The 24,275-nt window shown below is 42.2% G+C and carries 17 protein-coding genes, 1 tRNA gene and 1 pseudogene; 16 read left to right on the forward strand and 3 right to left on the reverse strand.

What is annotated here, in order from left to right; translation table 11 throughout:
- Positions 1 to 17: 17 nt before the first annotated feature.
- Positions 18 to 1,820, forward strand: a pseudogene (recQ, locus tag CIK88_RS04000) (DNA helicase RecQ); the annotation flags it as partial.
- Positions 1,821 to 3,530: 1,710 nt separating this feature from the next.
- On the opposite strand, the gene CIK88_RS04005 reads toward recQ, so the two are convergent.
- Positions 3,531 to 4,280, reverse strand: coding sequence for an outer membrane beta-barrel protein (locus CIK88_RS04005; RefSeq protein WP_094434684.1), 750 nt, complete (start codon positions 4,278 to 4,280; stop codon positions 3,531 to 3,533).
- Positions 4,281 to 4,902: 622 nt separating this feature from the next.
- Between CIK88_RS04005 and CIK88_RS04010 the strand changes: the two genes are divergently transcribed.
- The 11 genes from CIK88_RS04010 to CIK88_RS04060 are packed head-to-tail and all read left to right on the forward strand — an operon-like array spanning position 4,903 to position 15,812.
- On the forward strand, positions 4,903 to 6,057 hold the full coding sequence (locus tag CIK88_RS04010; RefSeq protein ID WP_094434686.1) for an SPFH domain-containing protein: 1,155 nt from the start codon (positions 4,903 to 4,905) through the stop codon (positions 6,055 to 6,057).
- A 4-nt stretch (positions 6,058 to 6,061) separates the two neighbouring features.
- Positions 6,062 to 6,751, forward strand: coding sequence for a hypothetical protein (locus CIK88_RS04015; protein ID WP_094434688.1), 690 nt, complete (start codon positions 6,062 to 6,064; stop codon positions 6,749 to 6,751).
- A gap of 11 nt (positions 6,752 to 6,762) precedes the next feature.
- The gene (locus CIK88_RS12775) at positions 6,763 to 9,075 is read left to right on the forward strand and encodes a ribosomal protein L7/L12 (protein WP_371591497.1); all 2,313 of its coding nucleotides are present in this window, start codon (positions 6,763 to 6,765) and stop codon (positions 9,073 to 9,075) included.
- Positions 9,076 to 9,103: 28 nt separating this feature from the next.
- Complete coding sequence (locus tag CIK88_RS04025; RefSeq protein ID WP_094434690.1) at positions 9,104 to 10,033, forward strand: hypothetical protein; 930 nt, start codon at positions 9,104 to 9,106, stop codon at positions 10,031 to 10,033.
- 12 nt (positions 10,034 to 10,045) lie between these two features.
- On the forward strand, positions 10,046 to 11,119 hold the full coding sequence (locus CIK88_RS04030; protein WP_094434692.1) for an envelope fusion protein: 1,074 nt from the start codon (positions 10,046 to 10,048) through the stop codon (positions 11,117 to 11,119).
- Positions 11,120 to 11,133: 14 nt separating this feature from the next.
- Positions 11,134 to 12,117, forward strand: a complete 984-nt coding sequence (locus CIK88_RS04035; RefSeq protein WP_094434694.1) for a hypothetical protein — start codon at positions 11,134 to 11,136, stop codon at positions 12,115 to 12,117.
- 10 nt (positions 12,118 to 12,127) lie between these two features.
- The gene (locus CIK88_RS04040; protein WP_094434696.1) at positions 12,128 to 12,580 is read left to right on the forward strand and encodes a hypothetical protein; all 453 of its coding nucleotides are present in this window, start codon (positions 12,128 to 12,130) and stop codon (positions 12,578 to 12,580) included.
- A gap of 15 nt (positions 12,581 to 12,595) precedes the next feature.
- Positions 12,596 to 12,958: a zinc-ribbon domain-containing protein gene (locus tag CIK88_RS04045; protein ID WP_094434698.1), complete on the forward strand. Its 363-nt coding sequence runs from the start codon at positions 12,596 to 12,598 to the stop codon at positions 12,956 to 12,958.
- A gap of 4 nt (positions 12,959 to 12,962) precedes the next feature.
- Positions 12,963 to 14,135: a zinc ribbon domain-containing protein gene (locus CIK88_RS04050; protein WP_094434700.1), complete on the forward strand. Its 1,173-nt coding sequence runs from the start codon at positions 12,963 to 12,965 to the stop codon at positions 14,133 to 14,135.
- 3 nt (positions 14,136 to 14,138) lie between these two features.
- Positions 14,139 to 14,738, forward strand: a complete 600-nt coding sequence (locus tag CIK88_RS04055) for a L,D-transpeptidase (protein WP_216820875.1) — start codon at positions 14,139 to 14,141, stop codon at positions 14,736 to 14,738.
- Between the two features lie 6 nt (positions 14,739 to 14,744).
- Positions 14,745 to 15,812 carry a DUF3298 domain-containing protein gene (locus tag CIK88_RS04060; protein WP_094434702.1) on the forward strand — a complete coding sequence of 356 codons (1,068 nt, stop codon included), beginning with the start codon at positions 14,745 to 14,747 and terminating at the stop codon, positions 15,810 to 15,812.
- A 233-nt stretch (positions 15,813 to 16,045) separates the two neighbouring features.
- Here CIK88_RS04060 and CIK88_RS04065 read toward each other — a convergent pair.
- Positions 16,046 to 16,119: transfer RNA gene (locus CIK88_RS04065), tRNA-Asn, on the reverse strand.
- A 142-nt stretch (positions 16,120 to 16,261) separates the two neighbouring features.
- Here CIK88_RS04065 and CIK88_RS04070 point away from each other — a divergent pair.
- From CIK88_RS04070 to infB, 4 genes are all read left to right on the forward strand, one after another.
- On the forward strand, positions 16,262 to 17,959 hold the full coding sequence (locus CIK88_RS04070) for a S41 family peptidase (protein ID WP_371591498.1): 1,698 nt from the start codon (positions 16,262 to 16,264) through the stop codon (positions 17,957 to 17,959).
- Between the two features lie 110 nt (positions 17,960 to 18,069).
- Complete coding sequence (gene rimP / locus CIK88_RS04075) at positions 18,070 to 18,543, forward strand: ribosome assembly cofactor RimP (protein ID WP_094391460.1); 474 nt, start codon at positions 18,070 to 18,072, stop codon at positions 18,541 to 18,543.
- 47 nt (positions 18,544 to 18,590) lie between these two features.
- Positions 18,591 to 19,853: a transcription termination factor NusA gene (nusA, locus tag CIK88_RS04080; RefSeq protein WP_094391461.1), complete on the forward strand. Its 1,263-nt coding sequence runs from the start codon at positions 18,591 to 18,593 to the stop codon at positions 19,851 to 19,853.
- 35 nt (positions 19,854 to 19,888) lie between these two features.
- Positions 19,889 to 22,831, forward strand: coding sequence for a translation initiation factor IF-2 (infB, locus tag CIK88_RS04085; protein ID WP_094434704.1), 2,943 nt, complete (start codon positions 19,889 to 19,891; stop codon positions 22,829 to 22,831).
- A gap of 345 nt (positions 22,832 to 23,176) precedes the next feature.
- On the opposite strand, the gene CIK88_RS04090 is transcribed toward infB, so the two are convergent.
- Complete coding sequence (locus tag CIK88_RS04090; protein WP_094434706.1) at positions 23,177 to 23,872, reverse strand: Ig-like domain-containing protein; 696 nt, start codon at positions 23,870 to 23,872, stop codon at positions 23,177 to 23,179.
- Positions 23,873 to 24,275 lie beyond the last annotated feature (403 nt).

The following is a 24,275-nucleotide window of genomic DNA, read 5'->3' on the forward strand; positions in this document are numbered from 1 at the left end:
ACAAGTTCTTTACAACGATGAATACAGCTTTAGAAACTCTCAAGTCATATTATGGTTACGATTCCTTCCGTCCTTTACAGGAAGAAATCATCAATCACGTGCTGCAACACAAGGATGCACTGGTACTCATGCCCACTGGAGGTGGAAAATCCATCTGCTTTCAGATACCTGCCTTGATGATGGAGGGCACAGCCATAGTTGTCTCCCCACTCATCTCGCTGATGAAAGATCAAGTGGAAACGCTGGTAGCCAACGGTATTGCAGCGGAGGCACTGAATAGCGCAAACGACGAGATTGCCAATCGGCAAATTACTGAAAGGTGTCTGCGAGGTGAAATAAAACTGCTGTACATCTCGCCCGAGCGACTCATCACGGAATTGGGATGGATGAAAACCATGCTGAAAGTTTCTCTCTTTGCTATCGACGAAGCACACTGTATCTCACAATGGGGTCACGACTTCAGACCAGAGTATAGTCAGTTGGGCAATCTGCACGAACTGTTTCCTGATGTTCCCATAATGGCACTTACGGCTACTGCCGACAAAATTACGCGATCCGACATTATAGAACAGTTACGTCTGCAAAATGCCGAAACCTTTATCAGTTCATTCGACCGGCCTAATCTGAGTCTGGATGTCAGAAGGGGATACTCTGCCAAAGAGAAGCTACGCACAATAACCAATCTGATTCAGCGTCATCAGGGCGATAGCGGCATTATCTATTGTCTGGCAAAGAAGACCACCGAGACTGTTGCAGAGAAACTTAGGAAAGAAGGTTTTTCCGTTGGTGTTTATCATGCAGGGTTACCCACCGACGAACGCAATCGAATACAAGAGGATTTCATCAACGATCGCATCCAGGTGGTTTGTGCTACTGTTGCATTCGGTATGGGCATCAATAAGAGCAACGTGCGCTTCATTGTCCACTACAATCTGCCCAAAACTATAGAGAACTACTATCAGGAGATTGGACGTGGCGGACGTGACGGTCTGCCTTGCGAGACTATCTTGTTCTACAACTTGCAGGATATTATCACGCTACGCCATTTCGCAGAGGAAAGCGGACAACGCGAAATCAACACCGAAAAGCTACAACGCATGCAGGAATATGCCGAAGCACAAATATGTCGCCGACGCATTCTGTTGAACTATTTTGGAGAAACAAGCGACATGAACTGTTGCAACTGTGACGTCTGCCAGACTCCACCAACGACATTCGACGGTACAGAACTGGTACAAAAGGCGCTTTCTGCCATTATCAGAACCGATGAGCAAATAGGATTCACGCTCACCATAGACATCTTGCACGGAAACTTCTCGCCGGAACTCGTGTCACGTGGTTATAACCAAATCAAGACCTTTGCAGCCGGCAGAGATGTTCCTGTAAGAGACTGGCGCGACTATCTGCTTCAAATGTTGCAAATGGGATATATAGAGATTGCCTACAACGAAGACAACCATCTACACGTCACCCCCCTCGGACAGGATGTGCTTCACGGAAAAGCCAAAGTGCAATTGGTAGTTGTCAGTAGGGAGGCTCGCACAAGAGGTCGTCAGAAACAGACTGCTGAAGAGGCAACGACAACAGCATCTGCAACAACAGAGCACATGGAACTGTTTGAACAACTGAAAACGCTGAGAAAGGAAATTGCCAATGAGAACAACTATCCTGCGTATGTCGTGATGTCCGACAAGTCTCTCCATGCCCTGGCCACAGATATGCCCACAACACTATCAGCATTCGGCAACACCTATGGCATCGGTGAACACAAATGCAATACTTACGGCGAACGGTTTATCGAACTAATCCAACAATATGTATCAGCACATCAGAAGCCTCAGACTCCAGACGTTTCTGTCACGCCCGAAACACCTGCAGAACCCAAAGAAAAGAAGAAGAAAATCAAAAACCAGATTACCATAAAAGGAGTCTGCTACAATATCGACCTTGATATCTGGGAGTCAATAGACTGGCGAAAGGTGCTGAAAGAGATCACAACGAAAGCATATTGGAATTATCAAAACACCCTTGAAATTCCATTAAGTGACTATGTAGTTCCAGGCACAGAGCATCAGGATCGGATTATCGCTACCCTATGCCAGCTACTGAAGGAAGCCTACAACATGAACATTGATGAGCAGACTCACAAAGTGATAATACCTCAAAAATACGATTACGACCAAGACGGACAAGCAGTACCGTTCCCCACAGGATCATTCTATGAAATACTTTCCCGCTTCCGTCTCTTTGTCATCCAAAACAAGCGTTATCCTTTCATGGATGGCGATCGCAATGAGATTGAATTGCGAAAATGGTTCAGAGAAGTGGGCCACGGACTCGTCGCACTTACCGACGAGCAAAAGATTCTGTTCGACAATCTAAGTTCCGAATTTGCCGACATGCCCAAAACCAGAAGTCAATTAGAAAAGAAGCCATCGGATGTTTAGGCGCTACGCGGAGGACAGCAATTCTTCCCATGTAGGCAGAAAGACTGAGGCAATCCTTTTATATGTTATATAATTCAAGTTTCGCAACTGAGGGATTTGTCCCTTAACTTCTCTCTAACTTCCCTCTAACTTCTCTCTAACTTCCCTAACTTCCCTAACTTCTCTAACTTCCCTTAACTTCCCCACATGCGAAAGTTCAGTTATATAATAGGTACGCGCATGTATGCACGCGCACACGCAATGTCGCAAAATTTCGACCACTCGACCACCACAACAGCATAACACGCTATGTGTATGCTGTTTACGTGGGTGGTCGATTACGCTGACTCGCGGTATTCGACCACCATTCGACCACCAGGTTCTCTACCGTTGCCATCACAGAAACAGCCCAACCGGAATAGCCGCCAATACACGATTTTGTATGTTCTGATGTCGGGCAACACCCTTGTCAAACGTTGGACAAGACTATTGCATAATATTTGACACCACTCTTTTCCGATAGTTGAAACAACTTTTTTCCAACGTTGAAAAGCCCCTTATCTAACGTTTGACAGCACTCTTATCCAACGTTTGATAACACTTTTATCTAACGTTTGACAACACTTTTATCTAACGTTTGACAATACTCTTATCTAACGTTGGATAACACCTTTATCCAACGTTGGACAATAACTTTGTCAGCCGTTTGAAAATGCCTGAAAATAATTTTTGTTTACTTTGTGTGAATATCCACCATGATTATCGGGAAAATCATGTGTGGTCGAAGCGTGGTCGAAAGCACGCGCCTCGGAGCAATCGACCACAGTCTATACTACTGTCTCATAACAGATTACACCACATCTGTGGTCGTGTGGTCGAAATTTTTAGAAAAACTAAAATTTTATGGATTTCAAGTATAGGCAACATGCCACCCATCTGAGATGATTGTTGTCACTATACTTACCTTCCAATAGAAGGGGCACCAATTGGAGAACTGGCAGATTCTGGATGCTATAAAAACAGATCAATGCCATCAATTCTGGAGTGTATCCGTAATCCCGTAATTCCGTGATCCCACAGTTAAGTGTGACCACGAAAGCCAAACTAATGTCCCATTCGTGAGGTATCGACCTCCTTTTTCGCCTTTTCCTTGAAATTGCCTATGCGATAAATGGCGGTGAGAGAATAGTTGGTGTAGGGCTTCCATACACGCATGGCATAGTCTTGATTGCCTATGCAAGAGCGAGTATCAATGTGGGCATTGAGGATGTTCGTACCCTTTGCCACCAGACTCCATTTGCCATTAGAGGTTGTGTAGCGGAGTGTGGCATCGAGAAGAAACAGAGGATCAATATCATACACACCTTGTACGGCTTTCGACTGGAAGAACGGATTGAGGGTGAAACGGATGTTATGACGCTGAGACAATTTGACTACAGCCACACCACTGAAGATGCCAGAGATGCAAGTACGGTCGATGGGAAGGTCGAAGAAACTATCGCTCTTGTCGTGGCGATAGAGTGCGGTGGTCATCACATTGCCGTTGATCCAACTGCCGATGTGGAACTGTGCCGAGGCTTGTAGTCCATAATAGTTGGAGTAGTTGAAATTTGTTTCCTTCATGATGACTGCCATGCGGTCGGAAGGCTGATAGGCGAGTTGCACAAAATAGTCGGGTTCGATCATAGCAAAGGCTGTAAATGTGTATTTGTGGTTGAGTTGCCACATCAGATTGACGCTGTATTGCGACATGGGTTTCAAGTCGGGATTGCCCCATATCTCACTGTATGCTGAGGAGTAATAGATGCTGCAAGCCCCATGATAGAATACTATTGGCGTGATGGTACTTTCAATGCGCTTGAAGAACTACGTACCGGAGATCCCTATAACAGAAAATACGGAAATGGGCGATCAATCTAGCACCATTAAATCTTCTAATATTGACTAATAGTACATCCATCAATTTGATATAAGGAGACAAAATTTATCCAAAATATGAAATGTTGGCATCATATTTGGAAAGAAAAATTGCAAAAAAATGGTAAAAAAAAAACTTATACGGATAAATTTTTGTATATTTGCAGCATCTCCGCGTTGACGCTATGCGAAAGCTGAAGCTGATGAGTGGGGATACATATATAGAAAAGTGTCTACTATGGCGCTTTGTTCTTTGACTCGCTAAATTGTCTCGCAAACAAGAAAAGAGTCTCTCAGAACCAAAGCAACAGTAGATGCTCATAGGGTATGTAAACGAATGCCCACATTACGTCAATATGAGACGTGTATGTGTGTGTCTTTGCATACATGTGTGGGCTTCTGCGTTGCTCTTCCTTGAGAGACGGGCAATGCGAGACGCCCTAGCGAGTGGGACGAGCAACATGTACAGCGACCCACACTTTTTATTATATGTGAGGGATCAATAGCTAAAACCGTCTTGTATAGGGGTAGCTGCGAGACATAAAGATGTCGAAAGCCTATGGCTATCATTGATCATGCTAACTTTGATATCGGGGGAAGAAAAATCTTCGCTTATGAATATCCAGAGAAGAATCTTTCATCGAACACGCAATTGAATGTACGTCAAGGTCAGGAAGCGCTTCTGGTTTTAGGAGGAAGGATAGAAATGAAATTCCCTCCAAATGGCCCAAGACCTTATACACTAGATTCGGCTAACTTGCCCATTGTGAGAAAACTTTTTGGCTTGCCATTCGGCGGCAGTAATCCTGTTTTGGCCGCAGTATGGTTTATCAATAAGGCTGATTTAGTTAACATGGAAATTGTGACAGACACTTTCTTGTTGAAGGATCCTACTAAACCACAAGGATTTCCAGCAATTGCAATCGCTAATGTCGGCATTAAAGTAGAAGAAGGTGAACCATTCTTTTTAAAACTTGTCAATGGGAATCCATGTTTCAGCGAATCTGATATGATTAAAGCAATTCAAGGCAGAGTTACTCGGGTCATTTCAGAAAAAATATCACAATTGGTAGATCAACTTGGTATAACTGTAGCAGAAATCAACTCACGATTAAGCATTATCTCCCAGCAATCACAAAATGTTTGCCTACAACTTATTCAAGATTGGGGATTGCAATTTGTTGACTTCAACGTACGTATTACTCAAGATACCAGTCAAGAAGGACTTATGATGGCCAGTGGTTTTGGTACTGATAGAGAATCATTTGAACGTCAGCGTATTCTTGATATACAGGAAAAAGCCATCAATAATTTATCAGGTGGTGGCAATGGGCTTTTGGGAGCTGTACTTGCAATGGGTATGGTAAATTCAATGAATTCATCTTCGCGACAAGGTGGATCTTATAACCAACCCCAGCAAATGCAACCACAACAACCCCAGCAGCAAGTAAATCCCAATGCACATATGGTGTACTGTGGAAATTGTGGCCGCAAATATGACACAAATGTAAGTCGTTTCTGTCCAAATTGTGGTAAGCAATATTTTCCTTGCCCCAAATGTGGGTCTGACAATTTAAACAATAGTAGAAGATGCGTTAATTGCGGTACACCATTGCAAACGGCTCCTGTAGCATCTAGTTTTTGTTCAAGATGTGGAGCAGAAGTGCCTAATGACTCCAATTTCTGTCCCAAATGTGGTAATAAAATAAGGTAGCATTATGAAAATATCCAATTTCTTTATTTGGCTGATAGGTGTAGGCCTTATTGTATTTTTATGTGTTTTACTCTCAGGCGCATTTGAAGATAAAAAAGTACTGATTCTAGATGGGAGTGTGCTGGTTATTGCGTACACACTAGCTCTTTATGTATATGGCGGTCTGTTTGTTTCTACAGAAAAATTTGCAAGCGATGTGCCAGCCACTGGAGTAAAAATGTACGCATTGTGGACTTACGTGCCTTTAATATTTTCGTGCATAGTTATGGGATATGCATATAGAGTATCCTTTAATTGGCAATTATTTTTGCAGGCATGCTTCCTTTTCGTATTTGTTGTATGGTTAATTGTTGCAAATGCATCTGTCAATAGGATGTCCGAAGTCGCAACAAAAAGTCAGGTCAGACATGCAAACACTGATATGTTAGCAGCAAAAGCTGCGCAGATGAAATTAGCTGCATCCTTAAACAAATCTATTAGTCCTGACATACAAACAGAAATCTCAAAGTTTGTAGAAAGGGTTGGATATGTCTCACCTAGTAGTTCAGCAGCAGCAAATATGCAAGAAAATATGTTAAGCAGTTCGATAGACCGCATTATGTCACTGGTTAATTCAAATGCATCAATTGACCAATTACTTTCTGAATTAGAGAACGCAAAAACAATTTTATCACAAAGATTGAGAACTTATTAAACTATAAAATTATGAAAGGTAAAGTATTTGAATCCTCAAGGGATGTTTATCAGGATCAAGCACAAGTGTTGTTTGATTTCTATCTAAATGCAGCTCAAAAAATCATCGATCAAGAGGATGATTTTGACAAAAAGAGTGAAGAGTTAGACGGCGAGATAGCGTCAATTAATGAGAGCGCTAATCATGTTGGCAGAGATTATGTGATAGGCGGAGCTTTGTTGGTGATAGGATTAGTCCTTCTAATTGTAAATCCTATAATAGGTGCAATCGTGGCTATTGCAGGTTGCGCATACTTATTTAAGACGTATAACTTTAAGAAGAACATTCAATCCAATATTGATGAAATTGAACAAAAGAAACAGGAATTATCTAATGCGAAAGCGGGTATTTTCAGAGATTACAGAGTTAATAAAATCGGAGCTGTTTACATACCCGTGGCTAAAAAGGTCGCCTTTGGTGACAAGAGTGTTGTAGTAGACTTGACTGATGGCGTTGCTCCAACAAATGTAAGCCTTCAAGTTGCAAATAACCCATCAGCACTTGTCAATACATTAAAAGACCTTGAAAAGCTCTCTACCGAAGCACCTGTCGTAGAGAAGTCAGAACAGGTAGAGGAGGTAGAAACGTCAAATTACTCAAGTTCTATTCAAGACGTGAAATTCTACGATTATTTCGGCACGATGGATCGTACATTACGTACAGGCGCTTATTATCTTTCTGATGTTTCTACAAAGAATATAAAGGTCCCGTTTATACTTCCTGGTAGTAAACAAATGAACTATCTTGATATGTTCGCGACCACGGAAATTGATAATGAAATAACAATTCCCGTTTTCTATGAGAACCGCTTTGACAAGGAGATGGAAGAATTTAAAAAGATTAGTGACTTCCAAGCTCAATTTGCAAAAGAGAACGAAGATTTTGAAGGTGTCTTAAAACACCTGATAGCAAACATTGGTGTCGCAGTACAAACTGTTGCCACTATGAAGGTTGCATCAAATAACAAATTAATTGATAGTTCTAACCAACTACTATTTACTATTCTTAAGAATTCATATAATCATTATTCTCCGCTATTGGAGCATGATGAAATTGAGAAGATTCGAAACACGAACTTCAACTATTCAGATACAGTAGAGGGCTACAAACCCTTCCAGTTAAAGGAAAGTTCAAGGGTAAAGTACGATGCTCAGACAGGTAACTGGGTAGCAGAAGATGGCACAATAACAACTATGCCATTTGGAATTAGCCAGATTCAGGAAGAAATAGTTGCTCCAATTGTACAAAATCTATTGGCTGAAACTAGAATCGAACGAATGAGGATTTATAATGATATAAAGAATCAAAAGATTGATTATCTTAATAAATGGCATCAAGATACGGAAGACTTCTATGGCCGTAATAGAACGTCCAGCGATGACTTGCTGAATATTATGCGAAGCAATATGACGAAATTCCTTGCAGCACAGGCTACCGTTGAAAGTGTTGCGGAAATAAAGAGTTCGATGAAGAATCAGATGCTCGCAGGGAAAAAATCTGAAGAATTGGAGAATAAATCTGACAAGCAAGACGAGAACAATCTCGCTGCCTTTGAACTGCAATCACAGCAGTTTAGAAAAGCGCAGGAAGATTTTGATGAATATATGGATCGCTTGAAAGATGACATCGATGAAAGAGCTCGTAATTTCGAATACATTGAGTATTACGATGCCTCTTTGCGTGACCGTCTTGCAAAGGACTTGGTATCAGCAGGGGATAATCAAGATCAATTGGATGACCGTCGTCGGCCGTTGGCTAGCATTAATCCATTATATGCACAAGCATCTGTACTACCACCATCCCCATCAGTAGATGATTCCGTTTCAGAACAATTGTCATTAAATGTGGCTCAATATGCGGCCAATACCTTGACGGAGATAGACGAACAAAAACAAAGTACAAATGCTATTGAGCCGCAAGGAGAAACCATACCAAATTCTGGACAGGAGATGCCTACAGATGATTTAAGTGAGAATACATCCAATGATGAAAGCCAGATTTCAGAAAATAGCCAACCAGAAAATGCATCTGAAAGTGATGCACCTGAAAATGATGAACCTGAAACAGGGAAATCATATTCTGTTATCTTGATGTCAGCAGGAGCTGCCAAACTTCAGGTTGTGAAAGCTATAAAAGAGACATTTGGTTTGGGACTAGAAGAAGCGAAAAATTTAGTAGAATCTGCACCTACTCCTATTATTCAGAACCTCTCTCGTGAAGAAGCAGAAGAATTAAAGAAATCAATTGAAGCTGCTGGAGCTGAAGTTGATTTAATGGAGGAATGACTATTTTTAACTTAAAGATAGAACAACTATGGGAATTTTTGATCGTAATGACCAGTATGATATCCATGTCAGTACACAGCCAATGGCTGATAAGATAGACGTGGTGTCAAATAAAGTTGATATGACGACAGGAGCTGTTGCCGCTATGGAAACGGCTGTAATCGCTCAGGAGAAGTCTTCAACTGAGCAAATTTGCGGTAAGCTCGATGTCGGTTTCTTTAATGTCGTTATTAGCCAGATTGCACAAAAATTGGCAAATGAGAATGCTAAGACCAGAGCACTTGCTATTGAACTTATGCAACAGCAGAAGGCTTTACAAAGTCTGCAATCAAGAATGACTGGTGACTATAACATGATTGGTTCAAGATATGCCAAATTGTTTGGCAGTCTTAATCAAGAGCTGAGAAATCGAATCTCCGAATTAGACAAACCTTTGATGGATTATTGCTCACAGCAGGTAAAACAGTTACAAAATCGCATCTATGGTTTGGTGTCTGGAGTACCTGTCCTACAATCGGAAAGTCTGACTGCGACACAGGCTATTGCGGCCGCTCACATCAAGAGAAACGCTCAAAATTTGATCACTGCTGCTGGTGAATACATAAAGCATGATAAACAACAAGAGCGAACAACCCAAAACTTATGGAACTCAAAGATAGAAGAAGAGAAGATATACTATGTTCCAATGATTATCGATGAGGAGAATACGGAGCTCAGAAGTGGTGCATCCATGATAAAGGATAACCAGACTTTAAAATCTGCATTAGGTGATGTTGCTTATCAAAAGACCATTCAGACTTTAGATGCTATTGTTAAGTCAATAGAATGGAAAACTGATGACAGCCAAAGTGCAAACATCGCAAACCAATATGCAGAGATGGTTGACAAAGCTGATGTTCCTAAACGCCTAAAGGATGTTATGATGAAATTATTCGATGGTAAGTTTCAAACATTATAAGGAGGGCTGTCTATGAGTTATACAGAAACGAAAACCCTTGGCGTAAAATACACTGACCACCATTTTAGATTGTATATTAATGGTAGCGTCTACTCACGTAATGAGGTGACATTAAAAGACGGAACAAAAGTATATGTAGAATCTGTTGAAGAAGAGAAGGTTAAAGATATAGATGTTAATGTAAAGGTTAACACAACGCCATTTGATAATAGTGTGGATCGTTGTGGAAACCACGTTGGAACTTTGACGGGTTCTATCATAGGTTTTAAGACTGCAAACGTTGCTTCAAAAGTTAATAATGAGAAACAAATAGTTAATAGTGTAACTTCTGGTTTCTCGTCTCTAATTGAGCAAAATCTGACTTTACAGAATTCGGGAATTGAAGCCGAAATGCATGCTCTTGCAGGTGAACTCATGCAGCAATGTAAAGAATTGGAGTATAAGCATGAGGTTATGAACAAGGACTTTAACAGAATCAAATCTCGGTACACATCTCTTTTTGAAACAATTACAAAGGAGATGAATAACCGTATTAAACAAATGATTAAACCTTGTTTCGACTTCGTCAGTCAAGTACGCCAGGAACAAAATCGTCGAATCGAAACTTCCCTTCTTTCCGTAGCAACTACGACAGGAAAAGAAAGTGATTCTGCACGAATAGCCATTCAGGCCTCCAAGATGAAGAGCAACGCTGAAAACCTAATATCAACTGCAGGAGGCTATATTAAAGGTAACAAATCTTTGAGTATTGCCAAGGATAAATTCTGCATTGACACAGAGGAATCTAACAAAGTTTGCTATGCTCCTGTCATCGTCGTCTTCAGTGGTGATGAATCATCATCCTTAAAAACGACTATATATGCGAATCCTATTATCGATGGAAATAAGGAGGCAAAAGATTCTTTGCTCAATTCTGCAAATAGCCTTAAGGAACGGGAAGTAAGTATTGACGATAAGAACCGAATAGGTGCATATTATAATAAGATGCTATCTGATGTAAGTGATGGATCTGCACGCAGTCAAAGGATTGTGGCAATAATGAAAGGCTTTTTTGAGAACAATTCATTCAAAACATTCGTGAAATAAAAAAACAAAGACATATGAAAAAGGAGTTAAACATTATTAGTATGGAGGGCGAAGTCCTTCTTAAGGACAATCTGGTTAGAAGTTCTATTCTGCCACATACGGCCTCAGAACTCGATCGAAACGTAACTATATTGGCTGATGCTGTGGTTGAGGGCGCTGTATATGCTAATAAGTTAGAGATTGAAAGTGGTGACGCAGAGATCTGCGGAGCCGTGTATACCAAGTTGGAACTTCATGTTAATACCAAAGCAAAAGGCAAGGTCATTTTGAGAAAATCAGTAGCATCTTCTGACTCTGTAACGTCATTTGCAAAGGAATGTGACTTGATGTTTATGGCTGACATTAATGCAAAGAAAGTTACTCTTAATCATGCATTTGTAGCAGGTAGTATTTATGCTGATGAAATACAACTCGAAGACTGTATTGTAATTGGTGGCGTATTCTCGACAAAAAGTATTGACATGAAAAGTTGCATTGTGGGAACCTTTAATTCAAATAGCGTATGTCTTGAAGGGGCTAACTATCTTTTGTTACCAAGCGCATTCTGTAGCACCCCAATTGAAGTTATGGCCGAATCAAAGCTATTCAACTTAAGTCTTGCAGATTTAGGTGCAATTTATAAAGGTACTCAGCAGATGCAGAATACAGGTGTTATCGAAATGGATGCCAAGACTGATGAATTAAAGACAATGCTATCTGAGGATCAAAAAACGATGTTGGTTTATAGTTATTCAATTGCTGGTAAAGTTCTAGCCACAGACTTGGTTGATTTTGAACGTTTGCAGAATCATTTCCTGATAGGAGCTACGGCGATGGGAAGTCAGATTCTTCGCAAATATGATTTAGGTACAGATGCTGAAGGAAACAAGGCCGTTATTGAACCAGAAAAAGTGGCAAAAATGTTCTTTGACATTCTTCATGGGAAAACGGAAATCCAACAGATTGACGGTACGTTTAGCATTCAGGACTTAGCGTCTAAAATTCCAGGTGTCATTTAAATTGTAAAATATGGATAATCAACAAGAATTGCAGCAAGTTATTTCTCAGTCATTTAACTCATGCAAGAAGAAAATGGATATCTTTGTAAAAGATAATTTTATGCTCAGTTTGGAGAAATTAGGGTTTCCAGGCGGGAGAATAGATATTTCTTATTACAATGACCTTGACGTATCTGACAAGAAGATAGCAGATGTGTTATCTACTATAGATGCTTATAAGCTAATCAAGAATTCTAAATATTATAGCGAATTCGACGAGTGGGACGAGGATGTGCAGAAGGATTCCATAGCATGTTCTGCCTCTGCAGTAAAAAGTGACGTTCCCGTTTTCTTGGCAGAACTCCTAAACAATTTAGGCTATAAAGTTGCAGATATTGAAATAAAAGAATCTAAAGGTTGTCTTGGCCTATTTATTCTTCTCGCTATTGTTTGTTTGTCGCCAACCATTTCATTATTTTTATAAAGCAGAATTGTTACTATGGTAAAGAAATGTCCACATTGTAATCACTATATAAGTGATACCATTACTATCTGTCCACATTGTGGAAATGAACTAAGTTCGCTTTCATCAGAGCCTGCAGAGTCGAACCAAAGTAATTCTACATTAGTTTCAAATGTTAATACTAACAACCAGACTCCACTTGAAGAAAGAGAGGATTTCTATGAGGACGTAGAGGATTCTGCAGGAATCTTAATGAAGATTATTTGTTTCATGATTCCTATTGTAGGTCTTGTACTCTATTTTGTTAAAAGAAACAATTTGCCTAATGCAGCTAAATCCTATCTGATTTGGGCTGCAGCAGGCTTTGGCTTTACATTATTGGTTAATTTAGCTTTATAAAAATATGGTAGTAAAATGTCCGAAGTGTAATCACTTTGTTAGTGATATGGCTCCTGTTTGTCCACATTGTGGGGAAAAGTTATTTGACGACCCCCAGACTGTAGAATCTGATAATGGTTCTGAGCAGACTCATGATAATAGTCAATTAGAGAACTCTTTAGGGGGGTCATCCCTTGAAGAACAGAGAACTCATCAAGTAACTATTGAACAACCTGTTCAAACTGAAGAAGATGTAGCACAAGTAGAATCGGTAGCCGTGAGGCCTCAGGTGGAAACAACATCTAAGATTGTTCCTGCAGAGCAGAATGCGCCAGTCAAACAAGTTCCTAATGATACTTCCTCAACTTATTCAGCACCAGTAGCAACGCCTCCTTCAAATGTCGCATATCAAGAGGCTAAGAAAAGTAATAGCACATTAATAGGTATCATTGTTTTACTGGCAGTTATTATTTGTGGAGTCGGTGGTTACTTCTATTATGATAATGTATATCTGCCAGAGAAGATTGATCGTGAGGCACCAAGATACTATTCCATGGCGAACGTTATTGTCTTACGCTCCTCACGTTCTGCTGGTGCCGATTTCAACAAGGTGGCATCATTACCATATGGTACAGAACTTATTACATATGAATATGATAGTGAGTGGGCAAAAGTGAAGGTTAATTCCCAAGCTGGAGAGAAGCAAGAAGGGTATGTCGCTTCTCCTTATATTTTAAATAAGCCAGATTTCTTTATCATGAATAGTATATTTGGAAATCAGGATAGCAAGGAGACAATAATCACAACTAAATGTCGAATTGCCTTACTCAACTATTTCAAAGAAAAGCAATATATCGGGAAAATTGATGAGCAGATGAGAATTGATGCGGGTATCTCCACGTCACCTAATAGCACAAATCAATGGCAAGTCTTTACAAAGCCAAAGGATGCTAAGCCAAACAGTGTCTTCTTCAAACGCTTATATAACAAGTCCTCTCAATTTACAGATTTTGCTGTAATCATCACTAATTCTGTATCGGGTGAAAGGAAATTGTTGTATTTCTACTTTGATGAAGATGAGACACCGCATCTTCTCACAGAACAAGATGCACCTTCACAAGGTTATATAGTAGATATTACATATAAATATGATTTCTACTCTGCTTCAAAGGTGCTAAATGTTGAATATTCATATTAGATAATGAAAAAACGAAGTAGCTCTACGAGAAATGTTTTGTATGCGCTTTTAGCCTTTCTTGTGATTGTGCCATATTTAGGACTGTTTGGTGTAAAAATGTGGTATAATCACAAGATTGACAAAATTGCTAATGCAAGATTTATTATTGTGGACAAAGAGACACTTTCCTTAAAACTCTTTGATTATTCAGGGAATGAGATAAACACTTATGGTATTTCTTGTGGTAAGAATCCGGGGAATAAAGGCCGTATTGGCGATTTAAAGACTCCAGAAGGTATTTTTCATATAACTGAAATAGAGGAAGCGTCAACATGGGGACACGATTTTAAGGATGGTAAAGGAAAGATTGAAGGTGCTTATGGTCCTTGGTTTTTACGATTAGAAGTCCCTGGACATAAAGGTATAGGAATTCACGGGACCCATAAGCCCGAATCTATTGGAACGCGAGATACAGAAGGATGCATAAGATTAAAAAACGAAGATATTGCAGATTTAAAAACTAAAGTCAATATTGGGATGGTGGTGATAGTACTGCCATCTATGGATGATTTAACTGCAACAAGAATTGATAGCTTATTGCGAACAGAAAAAAAGTCAAATTAACAGATTATGGTAAAGAAATGTCCCGAATGTAATCACTATATTAGTGATACTGTTTCAGTTTGCCCGCATTGTGGTTATGCAATAAATAGTGAAGAGTCTCCTTCACCGATTCATATAGATGAAGATTCACAAGAAAATGTTGATCTTGATGAATTGGTTAACCAAGAAAACGAAACAGAAGATGCTATCAGTTACGAAACAGAAGATCCACAACAAGCTAAGAAGAACTATATTCCAATAATTCTTGGATGCATATTGATTATTGGTATTGTAATTGGGATAATTGGCTTTTCCTCGAAAGAAAACAATGAACCCTCAGTTGTTGTGACTGATAGTATCGTTGCCGTTGTCGATTCTGTAATAGAGGAACCCATAATGGAAATAGACTTCTCTACTATTCCTGTTTCCTATGGGAAGGAGACTGACGACATTAATACAGAAGTTAGTATCGATTTCCCTCAAACGAATAATGAAATATTACAGGAATCCGTAGTTTCATTTATTGTTAGGGCATTAACAGATGATTTTACTTGGGGCGAAAATTCACGTCCGACTTATGATGGAGATTTAAGCGATGGAAAAGCGATAGCGGAATTTTTTGTCAATGACAAAGTTAGAGAAATCACTGATGAAAGAGCCCGAGATTCTATCGATTCCTTTGCTTGGGAAGAATCAATTTCCATAAAAATGGTGTGTGAAACAGAGAAGTTGGTTTCGTATCAAGTTGATTTTGGGGGAAGTCATGGTGGAGTAGGTGGAGGCACCTTGTATGGAGCAACTTTTAGTAAGACAGATGGCCATATTGTACGTGTAATTGATAACCCCTATGATTCTCGATTTAAATCTTGCCTAATAAAATTTGTTAACAGTATCGCAGATGTTGACGGTGATGAATTGGAAGCTCATCCTTATCCCAAGAAGGATCCTTTTATCACGGAGAAGGGAGTTCGCTTTATATATCAAAAGTATGAGATCGGTTCAGGGGCCTTAGGGGTGGTTGATATCGTAATCCCATATATAGATATAGCAGAATACATGAGCGAAGATGCGTTGCAGCTTATAGGATATAAATAGTTGGAGTGTAGTTTGCTTTTTAGATTGTTTTTATGAGCAAAAAGGGTACAACGGACACTGTGATATTCTACGTTATGGATTCTATGATAGCATTCTAAGTTGTGATATTTTGAGAACTGAGACTTAAAAAAACGTAAATAGATAACCAAAATTTGTTCAGACGAGCAAAAGCAAAAAAGAAAAAGAGAGTTAAACTTTCGTCTAACTCTCTCATTTTCAATGCTTAACTTTTGCGCTTCAGGATGGGCTTGAACCAACGACCCCCTGATTAACAGTCAGGTGCTCTAACCAACTGAGCTACTGAAGCAGGTTTTTCTGTTTTGCGAGTGCAAAGGTAATACGTTTTTTTGAAATACACAAACTTTTTGAGAAAAAAAATCGTTTTTCGGTTATTTTTCTATAATTTTGCATCGTATAAACATAGAAACAATACGAAAAACAATATGATCATGAGAAAAAACAACGTATGCCAACTATGCCGATTGACAGCTTTTGCCGCACTACTGGCATGGCTTCCCATGAATATGAATGCACAGGAAGCGAGAAACCACAACTTAGATGTGGCAAAGAACATCGAAATATTCAATGCCATATACAAGACACTCGACCTAATGTATGTCGATACACTCGATGCCAATACCGTGATTGGCAATGGCATCAATGCGATGCTGCGATCTCTCGACCCCTATACCGAATATTACCCTGAGAGCAAACAAAAGGACTTGAAGATGCTGATGACAGGAAAATATGCGGGTATCGGTGCAGTGGTACGCTACCACCAAAAACGAAAACAAGTGGTCATCGACGAACCTTTTGAGGGAATGCCCGCTGCAAAGGTGGGACTGCGCAAGGGAGATATCATCTTGCAGATTGAAGACACGCTGATGACCAACAAACCCGTGGCATACGTCAGCGACCATCTGCGTGGCGATGCAGGCAGCACCATCATGATCAAGATTAAACGTCCTTCGACGGGCAAGGTGATGAATTTCAAAGTGACACGCGAGAGCATCAAGACACCTGAAATAACCTATTATGGTATGCGCCCGGGTGGCGTGGGATATATCAACCTGAACACTTTCTCTGGCGAACCAGCCAAACCTATGCGTCTGGCATATCTCGACCTGAAACAACGCGGAGCGAAAAAACTCATACTCGACCTGAGAAGTAATGGTGGCGGTTCGGTTTCGGAATGTGTGGACATTGCCAATATGTGGCTGCCTAAAGGTTTGACATTGGTGGAAACCAAAGGAAAGTTGCGCCGTGCCAACTCTGACTACAAAACCCGACTGGAGCCTATCGATACCGTGATGCCCATCATCGTACTGGTGAACGACGAAACAGCTTCTGCCAGCGAGATTGTCAGCGGTTCGATACAGGATCTTGACCGCGGATTAATAATAGGTTCGCGCACGTATGGTAAGGGACTGGTGCAGATTCCTAATGTTGACCTACCCTACAATGGTAACCTCAAGCTGACAACATCAAAATACTATATCCCCAGCGGACGATGCATCCAAGCCATCAACTATAAACACACCGGCGGTGGCTATAAAGAACATGTGCCCGATTCGCTGACACACGTATTCTATACACGCAATGGTCGTGAGGTACGCGACGGAGGTGGTATCATGCCCGATATCGAAATCAAACCCGATACCATGTCGAACATCCTCCTGTATTTGGACCGCATAGACTCTACCGAAGTGATGTTTGACTATGTGGTGGATTATATATCCAAGCATCCTACCATTGCTCCTGCCGACAAGTTCCATCTGACCGATGCGGAATATGCCGACTTCACCCAACAAGTGCTGAAAGCAGGATTTACCTACGACCAGATCAGCAAGAAACAGTTTGAAGAACTCATCAAAACCGCAAAATTCGAAGGATACTACGACGACGCAAAGGCTGAATTTGAAGCACTGAAAGCCAAACTCGACCACCATGATATTGAGCGCGACCTACAACAGCACCGCAACGAAATACAACGGCAGATAGAACAAGATATCATATCCGCCTATTATTTCCAAAGCGGACAACTGCTCCACATGCTGCAAACAGACAAAACTCTGAAGGAAGCAGAGCGAATACTCAACACATCAGGAGAATACGAAAAACTATTATCGCCCAAAAAAGTGAAATAAAAGTGGAAATACTTGCAAGATTGACAGAAATGTCGTAACTTTGCACACGTTCAGAGGAATGAGAGACTCGCAAGAGCCTCTCATTCTTGTTTTAATACCAATAAAGGTGTATGATAAATAAAGACGTAGTAAAGGCCGCAGTAGAGGAATGGCTGAGTCAGAATGACTACTTCCTCGTGGACGTTGACATGACGCCCGACGGTCGCATCGTGATCGAAATCGACCACGCCGATGGTGTATGGATTGAAGACTGTGCCGCGCTGAGCCGCTTCCTGCAGGAAAGACTCGGAGAAGAACTCGGCGAGTATGAACTGGAAGTGGGTAGCGCCGGTATCGGACAACCATTCAAAGTCGTACAGCAGTATATCAACCACATTGGCAAAGAAGTGGAAGTGCTGGCTGCCGACGGTAAGAAATACCAAGGCGTGCTCCAGTCGGTAGCCGACGACGGACTGTCGTTTGTGGTGGTGGTCAAGGAGAAGCAGAAGATTGAAGGGAAAAAGCGCCCCGTATTGGTGGATGTGGAGAAGACCTTCAATACCAACGAGGTGAAATATGCCAAATACCTTCTCGCCTTCAAATAATCTCTGACACGTGAGCTAAAGAGTAAACAAAATAAAAAGATTATATAATGGCTACAAAAAAAGAAGACAAAGGTCCGTCAATGATTGAGACCTTTAAGGAATTTAAAGAGACCAAGAACATCGACCGCACCACTCTCGTCAGCGTGCTGGAAGAGAGTCTCCGCAACGTACTTGCCAAACAGTTCGGTAGCGATGAGAACTTCGACGTCATTGTCAACCCTGACAAAGGTGACCTCGAAATCCACCGCAACCGTATCGTAGTAGCTGATGGTGAGGTTCAGGACGAAAACAAAGAGATTTCGCTCACACAGGCACAGAAAATCGAACCCGACTACGAAGTGGGCGAGGAAGTGAGTGAAGAAGTGCGCTTCGAGAAATTCGGACGCCGTGCCATCCTCAATCTCCGTCAGACTCTTGCCTCAAAGATTCTTGAACTGGAGCACGACTCGCTCTACAATAAGTACAAGGATCGCGTAGGTCAGGTAATCAGCGCCGAGGTGTATCAGATGTGGAAACGCGAAGTACTGCTCATCGACGATGAGGGCAACGAACTCCACTTGCCTAAGTCAGAACAGATTCCCAACGACAACTACCGCAAGGGCGAAACCATACGTGCCATCATCAAGGAGGTGCAGAACGAGAACAACAATCCGCGTATCATCCTCTCACGCACCAGCCCTGTGTTCCTTGAGCGTCTGCTCGAAGCCGAAGTGCCCGAAATCAACGACGGCCTCATCACAATCCGTCGCGTGGCACGCATGCCAGGAGAACGTGCAAAGGTGGCTGTAGAAAGCTATGACGACCGCATCGACCCAGTAGGAGCCTGCGTAGGTGTGAAGGGTAGCCGCGTACACGGTATCGTACGCGAGTTGGGCAACGAGAATATCGATGTCATCAACTATTCCAGCAACACACAGCTCTTCATTACTCGTGCGCTGAGTCCCGCCAAGGTGACCAACCTCAACATCAATCCCGAAGAGCACAAAGCCGAAGTCTATCTGCAACCTGAGGAAGTCAGCCTTGCCATCGGTAAAGGCGGTTTGAACATCAAACTGGCTTCCATGCTGACCGAATACACCATCGACGTATTCCGTGTATCCAACGGTTCAGACAGCGACGACGAGGACATCTACCTCGACGAGTTCTCTGACGAGATAGACCAGTGGATCATCGACGCCATCAAGGCCATCGGTCTGGAGACCGCTAAGGCCGTGCTCAACGCTCCACGCGAAATGCTGATCGAAAAGGCCGACCTCGAAGAAGAAACGGTTGACCACCTGCTCAACGTGCTCCGTGCGGAGTTTGAATAATAAGAATAAAACAGAATTGTAAAGCAACAAATTAAATGGGTGTCAGATTAAATAAAGTATTATCAGAACTGAATATAGGACTTCAAACGGCAGTTGATTTCCTGAAAAACAAGAAAGAACTTGGCGAAGTCAAAGAAGAAATGACGCCAAATACCAAAATCACCGATTCACAATACCAGGCTCTGGTGGGTGCATTCAGTGGTGACAAGGCTGTGAAGACACAGGCCGAAATGATATTTGCGAAGAAAGCCAAGGATAAAAAGGCAGAGAAGGCCGAGAAGAAAAGCAACAAGGCTGAAGACCTGTTGGAACAACGCCAACAGTTTAAACCCTTGGGCAAGATTGACCTCGACAGCGTAGGCAAAAAGAAGGCCGCCAATAGCGATACTGCACCTGTGGCTGCTGCCGTGAGCCAGACAGAGGCATCGCCTATTGTAAAAAAGAAAGAAGAACCAAAACCTGTCGCTGAGCAGAAAGCTCCTGAGGCTGCCCCTGCTGCTCCTGCAAACCACGAGCAGAAGGCTGTCAAGGCAGAAGAGGTTAAACCTAACGTCAAAGTGGAAGCCAAGCCAAAAACAGAGGCTAAGCCTCAGCAGGAAGCCAAGCCCAAGGCAGAAGCACCCGTTGCCAATGCCGAAGAGGCCAAGCCTGCCACAGTAGAAAACAAGCCTGCGGATGCTGAAAAAGCTTCCGAAACCAAGGTATTCACCCTGAAGAGCGAAACAAAATACGCTCCAAAGGTCAACGTACTGGGTAAAATCGACCTCAGCACCCTCAACCAAAGCACTCGTCCGAAGAAGAAATCGAAGGAGGAGCGCCGTAAGGAACGCGAGGAAAAGAATGCACAGCATGGCAATGGTGGCGAGCGCAAGAAGCGTGAGCGCATCCGTAGCGGACGCGTTGACATAGAGGCTGCAGCCAACCAGAGCGGGCAGCAAGGCGGCAACAAAAAGAACAAAGGCGGACAACAGCGCCAAGGTGGCGGTGGACAACAGCAAGGCGGCAACCAAAACGGACAACAGGGCGGCGGCAAGAAAAACAAGAAGAACCGTCCAGTACAGAAGCCATTGGAAGTTGACGACGAGGCTGTAGCACGTCAGGTAAAGGAGACGCTCGCCCGTCTCACCTCAAAGAGTCAGAACAAGAAGGGTGCGAAGTATCGCCGCGAAAAGCGAGATGCCGTACAAGAGCGCCTCAATAGCGAGATGGCCGAACAGGCTGCAGAGAGCAAGGTACTGAAGCTGACCGAGTTTGTAACGGTTAGCGAACTTGCCACGATGATGAATGTCGGTGTCAACGAAGTAATCGGCACCTGCATGAGCATCGGTATCATGGTAAGTATCAACCAGCGCCTCGATGCAGAGACTATCAATATCGTGGCAGAGGAATTTGGTTTCACCACCGAATACGTAAGTGCTGAAGTGCAAAATGCCATCACCGAAGAAGCCGACGACGAGAACGACCTCGTCAGCCGTGCACCTATCGTCACCGTGATGGGTCACGTCGATCATGGTAAGACATCGCTGCTCGACTTCATCCGCAAGACCAACGTGATTGCCGGTGAGGCAGGAGGTATCACCCAGCACATCGGTGCCTACAATGTGAAACTGAAAGACGGTAGAAAAATTACGTTCCTTGACACTCCAGGTCACGAGGCGTTCACCGCCATGCGTGCCCGTGGTGCTCAGGTGACCGATATCGCCATCATCATTATCGCTGCAGACGACAGCGTCATGCCTACCACCAAGGAGGCCATCGCGCATGCTCAGGCTGCCAATGTGCCAATGGTATTTGCCATCAACAAGATTGATAAGCCCGGTGCAAACCCTGACAAGATTCGTGAAGACCTTGCCAATATGAACCTCCTCGTAGAGGAATGGGGCGGTAAATACCAGTGTCAGGAAATCTCTGCCAAGAAGGGAATCGGCGTTGATGCTCTCCTTGAAAAGGTATTGCTCGAAGCAGAAATGCTCGATCTCAAGGCTAATCCCAACAGAAAGGCTACGGGTAGCATTATCGAGTCGTCACTCGACAAGGGACGTGGCTACGTTTCTACCGTGCTGGTAAGCAACGGTACACTGAAACAAGGTGATGTGGTGATTGCAGGAACAGCTTTCGGACGCATCAAAGCCATGTTCAACGAACGTAACCAACGCATTGAAAAGGCTGGACCTGCAGAGCCCGCTATTATTCTCGGACTGAATGGCGCACCTACTGCCGGTGACTCGTTCCATGTGATGGAGACAGAGCAGGAGGCACGAGAAATAGCCAACAAGCGTACACAGTTGCAGCGTGAGCAGTCGCTCCGTACCACTAAGACACTTGGACTCGACGATATCTCACACCGTATTGCCTTGGGTGAGTTCCACGAACTCAATATCATCGTCAAGGGTGATACCGACGGTTCTATCGAAGCACTCAGCGACTCGTTCCTCAAACTCTCTACTGAGAAGGTACAGGTCAACGTCATTTCAAAGGCTGTGGGTCAGATCAGCGAGAACGATGTCATGCTGGCTTCTGCATCAGATGCCATCATCATCGGCTTCCAGGTTCGTCCTTCTGCTGATGCACGCCGACTGGCAGAGCGCGAAGGCGTGGAGATCAACACCTACTCTATCATCTATGATGCACTCGATGAAGTGAAATCTACAATGGAGGGTATGCTCGACAAGGTGAAGAAGGAAATTCTTACTGGTGAGATCGAGGTAAAACAGGTGTTCAAGATTTCAAAGGTCGGTACTGTTGCCGGTGGTTTGGTGACCGAAGGAAAAGTACACAACAAGGACAAGGCTCGTGTCATCCGCGACGGTATTGTGGTTCACACCGCTGCCATCGATGCGCTGAAGCGCTATAAGGACGATGCCAAAGAGGTTGCCACTGGTTTGGAGTGCGGTATTTCACTCGTCAACTTCAACGATATCCAGGTGGGCGACATCATCGAGACCTTTACAGAAATCGAAGTGGAACAGAAGCTTTAACCCACCTCTATCCTATCCCTATAGCTACAAGGGCACAACCATGACGGTTGTGCCCTTGTTGTTGATACGCATATTCAAAGTTCATTCTAATCATGCCAACATACTACTACTGGTATTCTGAGCCTCATTGGAGTAGCCGGATAGAAGTGTGAGAGCGATTTCAATTTCAATAATTGTAGTTTTTTAAACCTGAACAATTCACTCGGTAATACACAATTCTCATGACAGAAAACTTGTTGAACGACAATAAATGACAACGCAGACCTGTTAATCGCATAGCGGAAAAACACTTGTCTATTTGAGCCGTTTTGTATAGTCAATAGCCTTGCCGTTTCAATCTACAGGTCATTCCGGTATGTATGAGAGATCTATTTGCTTGGGCAGATTGTCTTTCTTCACGAAAACAGTTCTTTTATACTTATCGTCCCACGTCATCGTAAACTTCAAGTCTTGATGTAGGGGCACTTGAAAATTGGTTGTGTATGGTGTGATATTTATGTTATAATTACGTGAAGAGTAATATTTGCCATAATTATATACAGGTTTTTCAAATTCACACTCTATGTCATAATACTCAGCACCTTCAGGCTTTGTGTTGGCAAACACTTTAACATATTGGGCTTCCCATAAAATATAATCGCTAACCACATGGTATCTATCTGTCCAGAAAGCATCAATGTCACGAAAATATGTTGCTCGCGTGAAATATTTCTTGTCATCTAAATCAGGGTATAAATAATAGTACTGTTCTAATCCATCATTATTTTCGTCAGTCTTACGAAATATGGTGAACTTATATATGCCGTTCTCGTCAGTCTTTGAAGTGGCTTTTTTACGATTGCAACTAACAATATAAGCACCTCTATAGAAGTAGAATACAACAGGTATATTCTTTACGGGTTGGTTGTTGTGGTCTATTATTCTGCCTGTAATAGTTAGTTGGTCTATTGCATCCGCAGGAGTATCGTCTTCTTCTATTGTACATCCACTGAACAATCCAATGATACACAATGCCAGAATAAGTTTATATGAATACTTCATATCTAAAATAGTTTTAAAAGGTTATAATAGCTATTGTTGGGTCATAAAACACTTGATAATTTCTGCAAATATCGTCTTTTTTTTTTACAGCACAAGGTTTTTTGTGTTAATTAAGGTTAATGGCATAGGAATTTCACTTCAATGGCAGATATTCCCCATCGTTTGTCCACAGAAAAGCCATGATTGTCTTCTTGTTTGCGGACTGTTGCTGACTGTGTTATGGACGTTGGTATAATATGTTGATAAACAGATGTTTCTCGTGAACAGACGGTCGATGCGAATGCAAAGTAAATTGATTTGCTCAGTAAAACAAATTGATTTCCTTTGCAAAGTAAATTGATTTGCTCAGCAAAACAAATTGTTTTGCTGAGAAGAGCGACTTTCGTTTGAGACATGCAGCAGT

This window comes from Prevotella sp. P5-50 (genome assembly GCF_002251295.1).
GTDB lineage: Bacteria > Bacteroidota > Bacteroidia > Bacteroidales > Bacteroidaceae > Prevotella.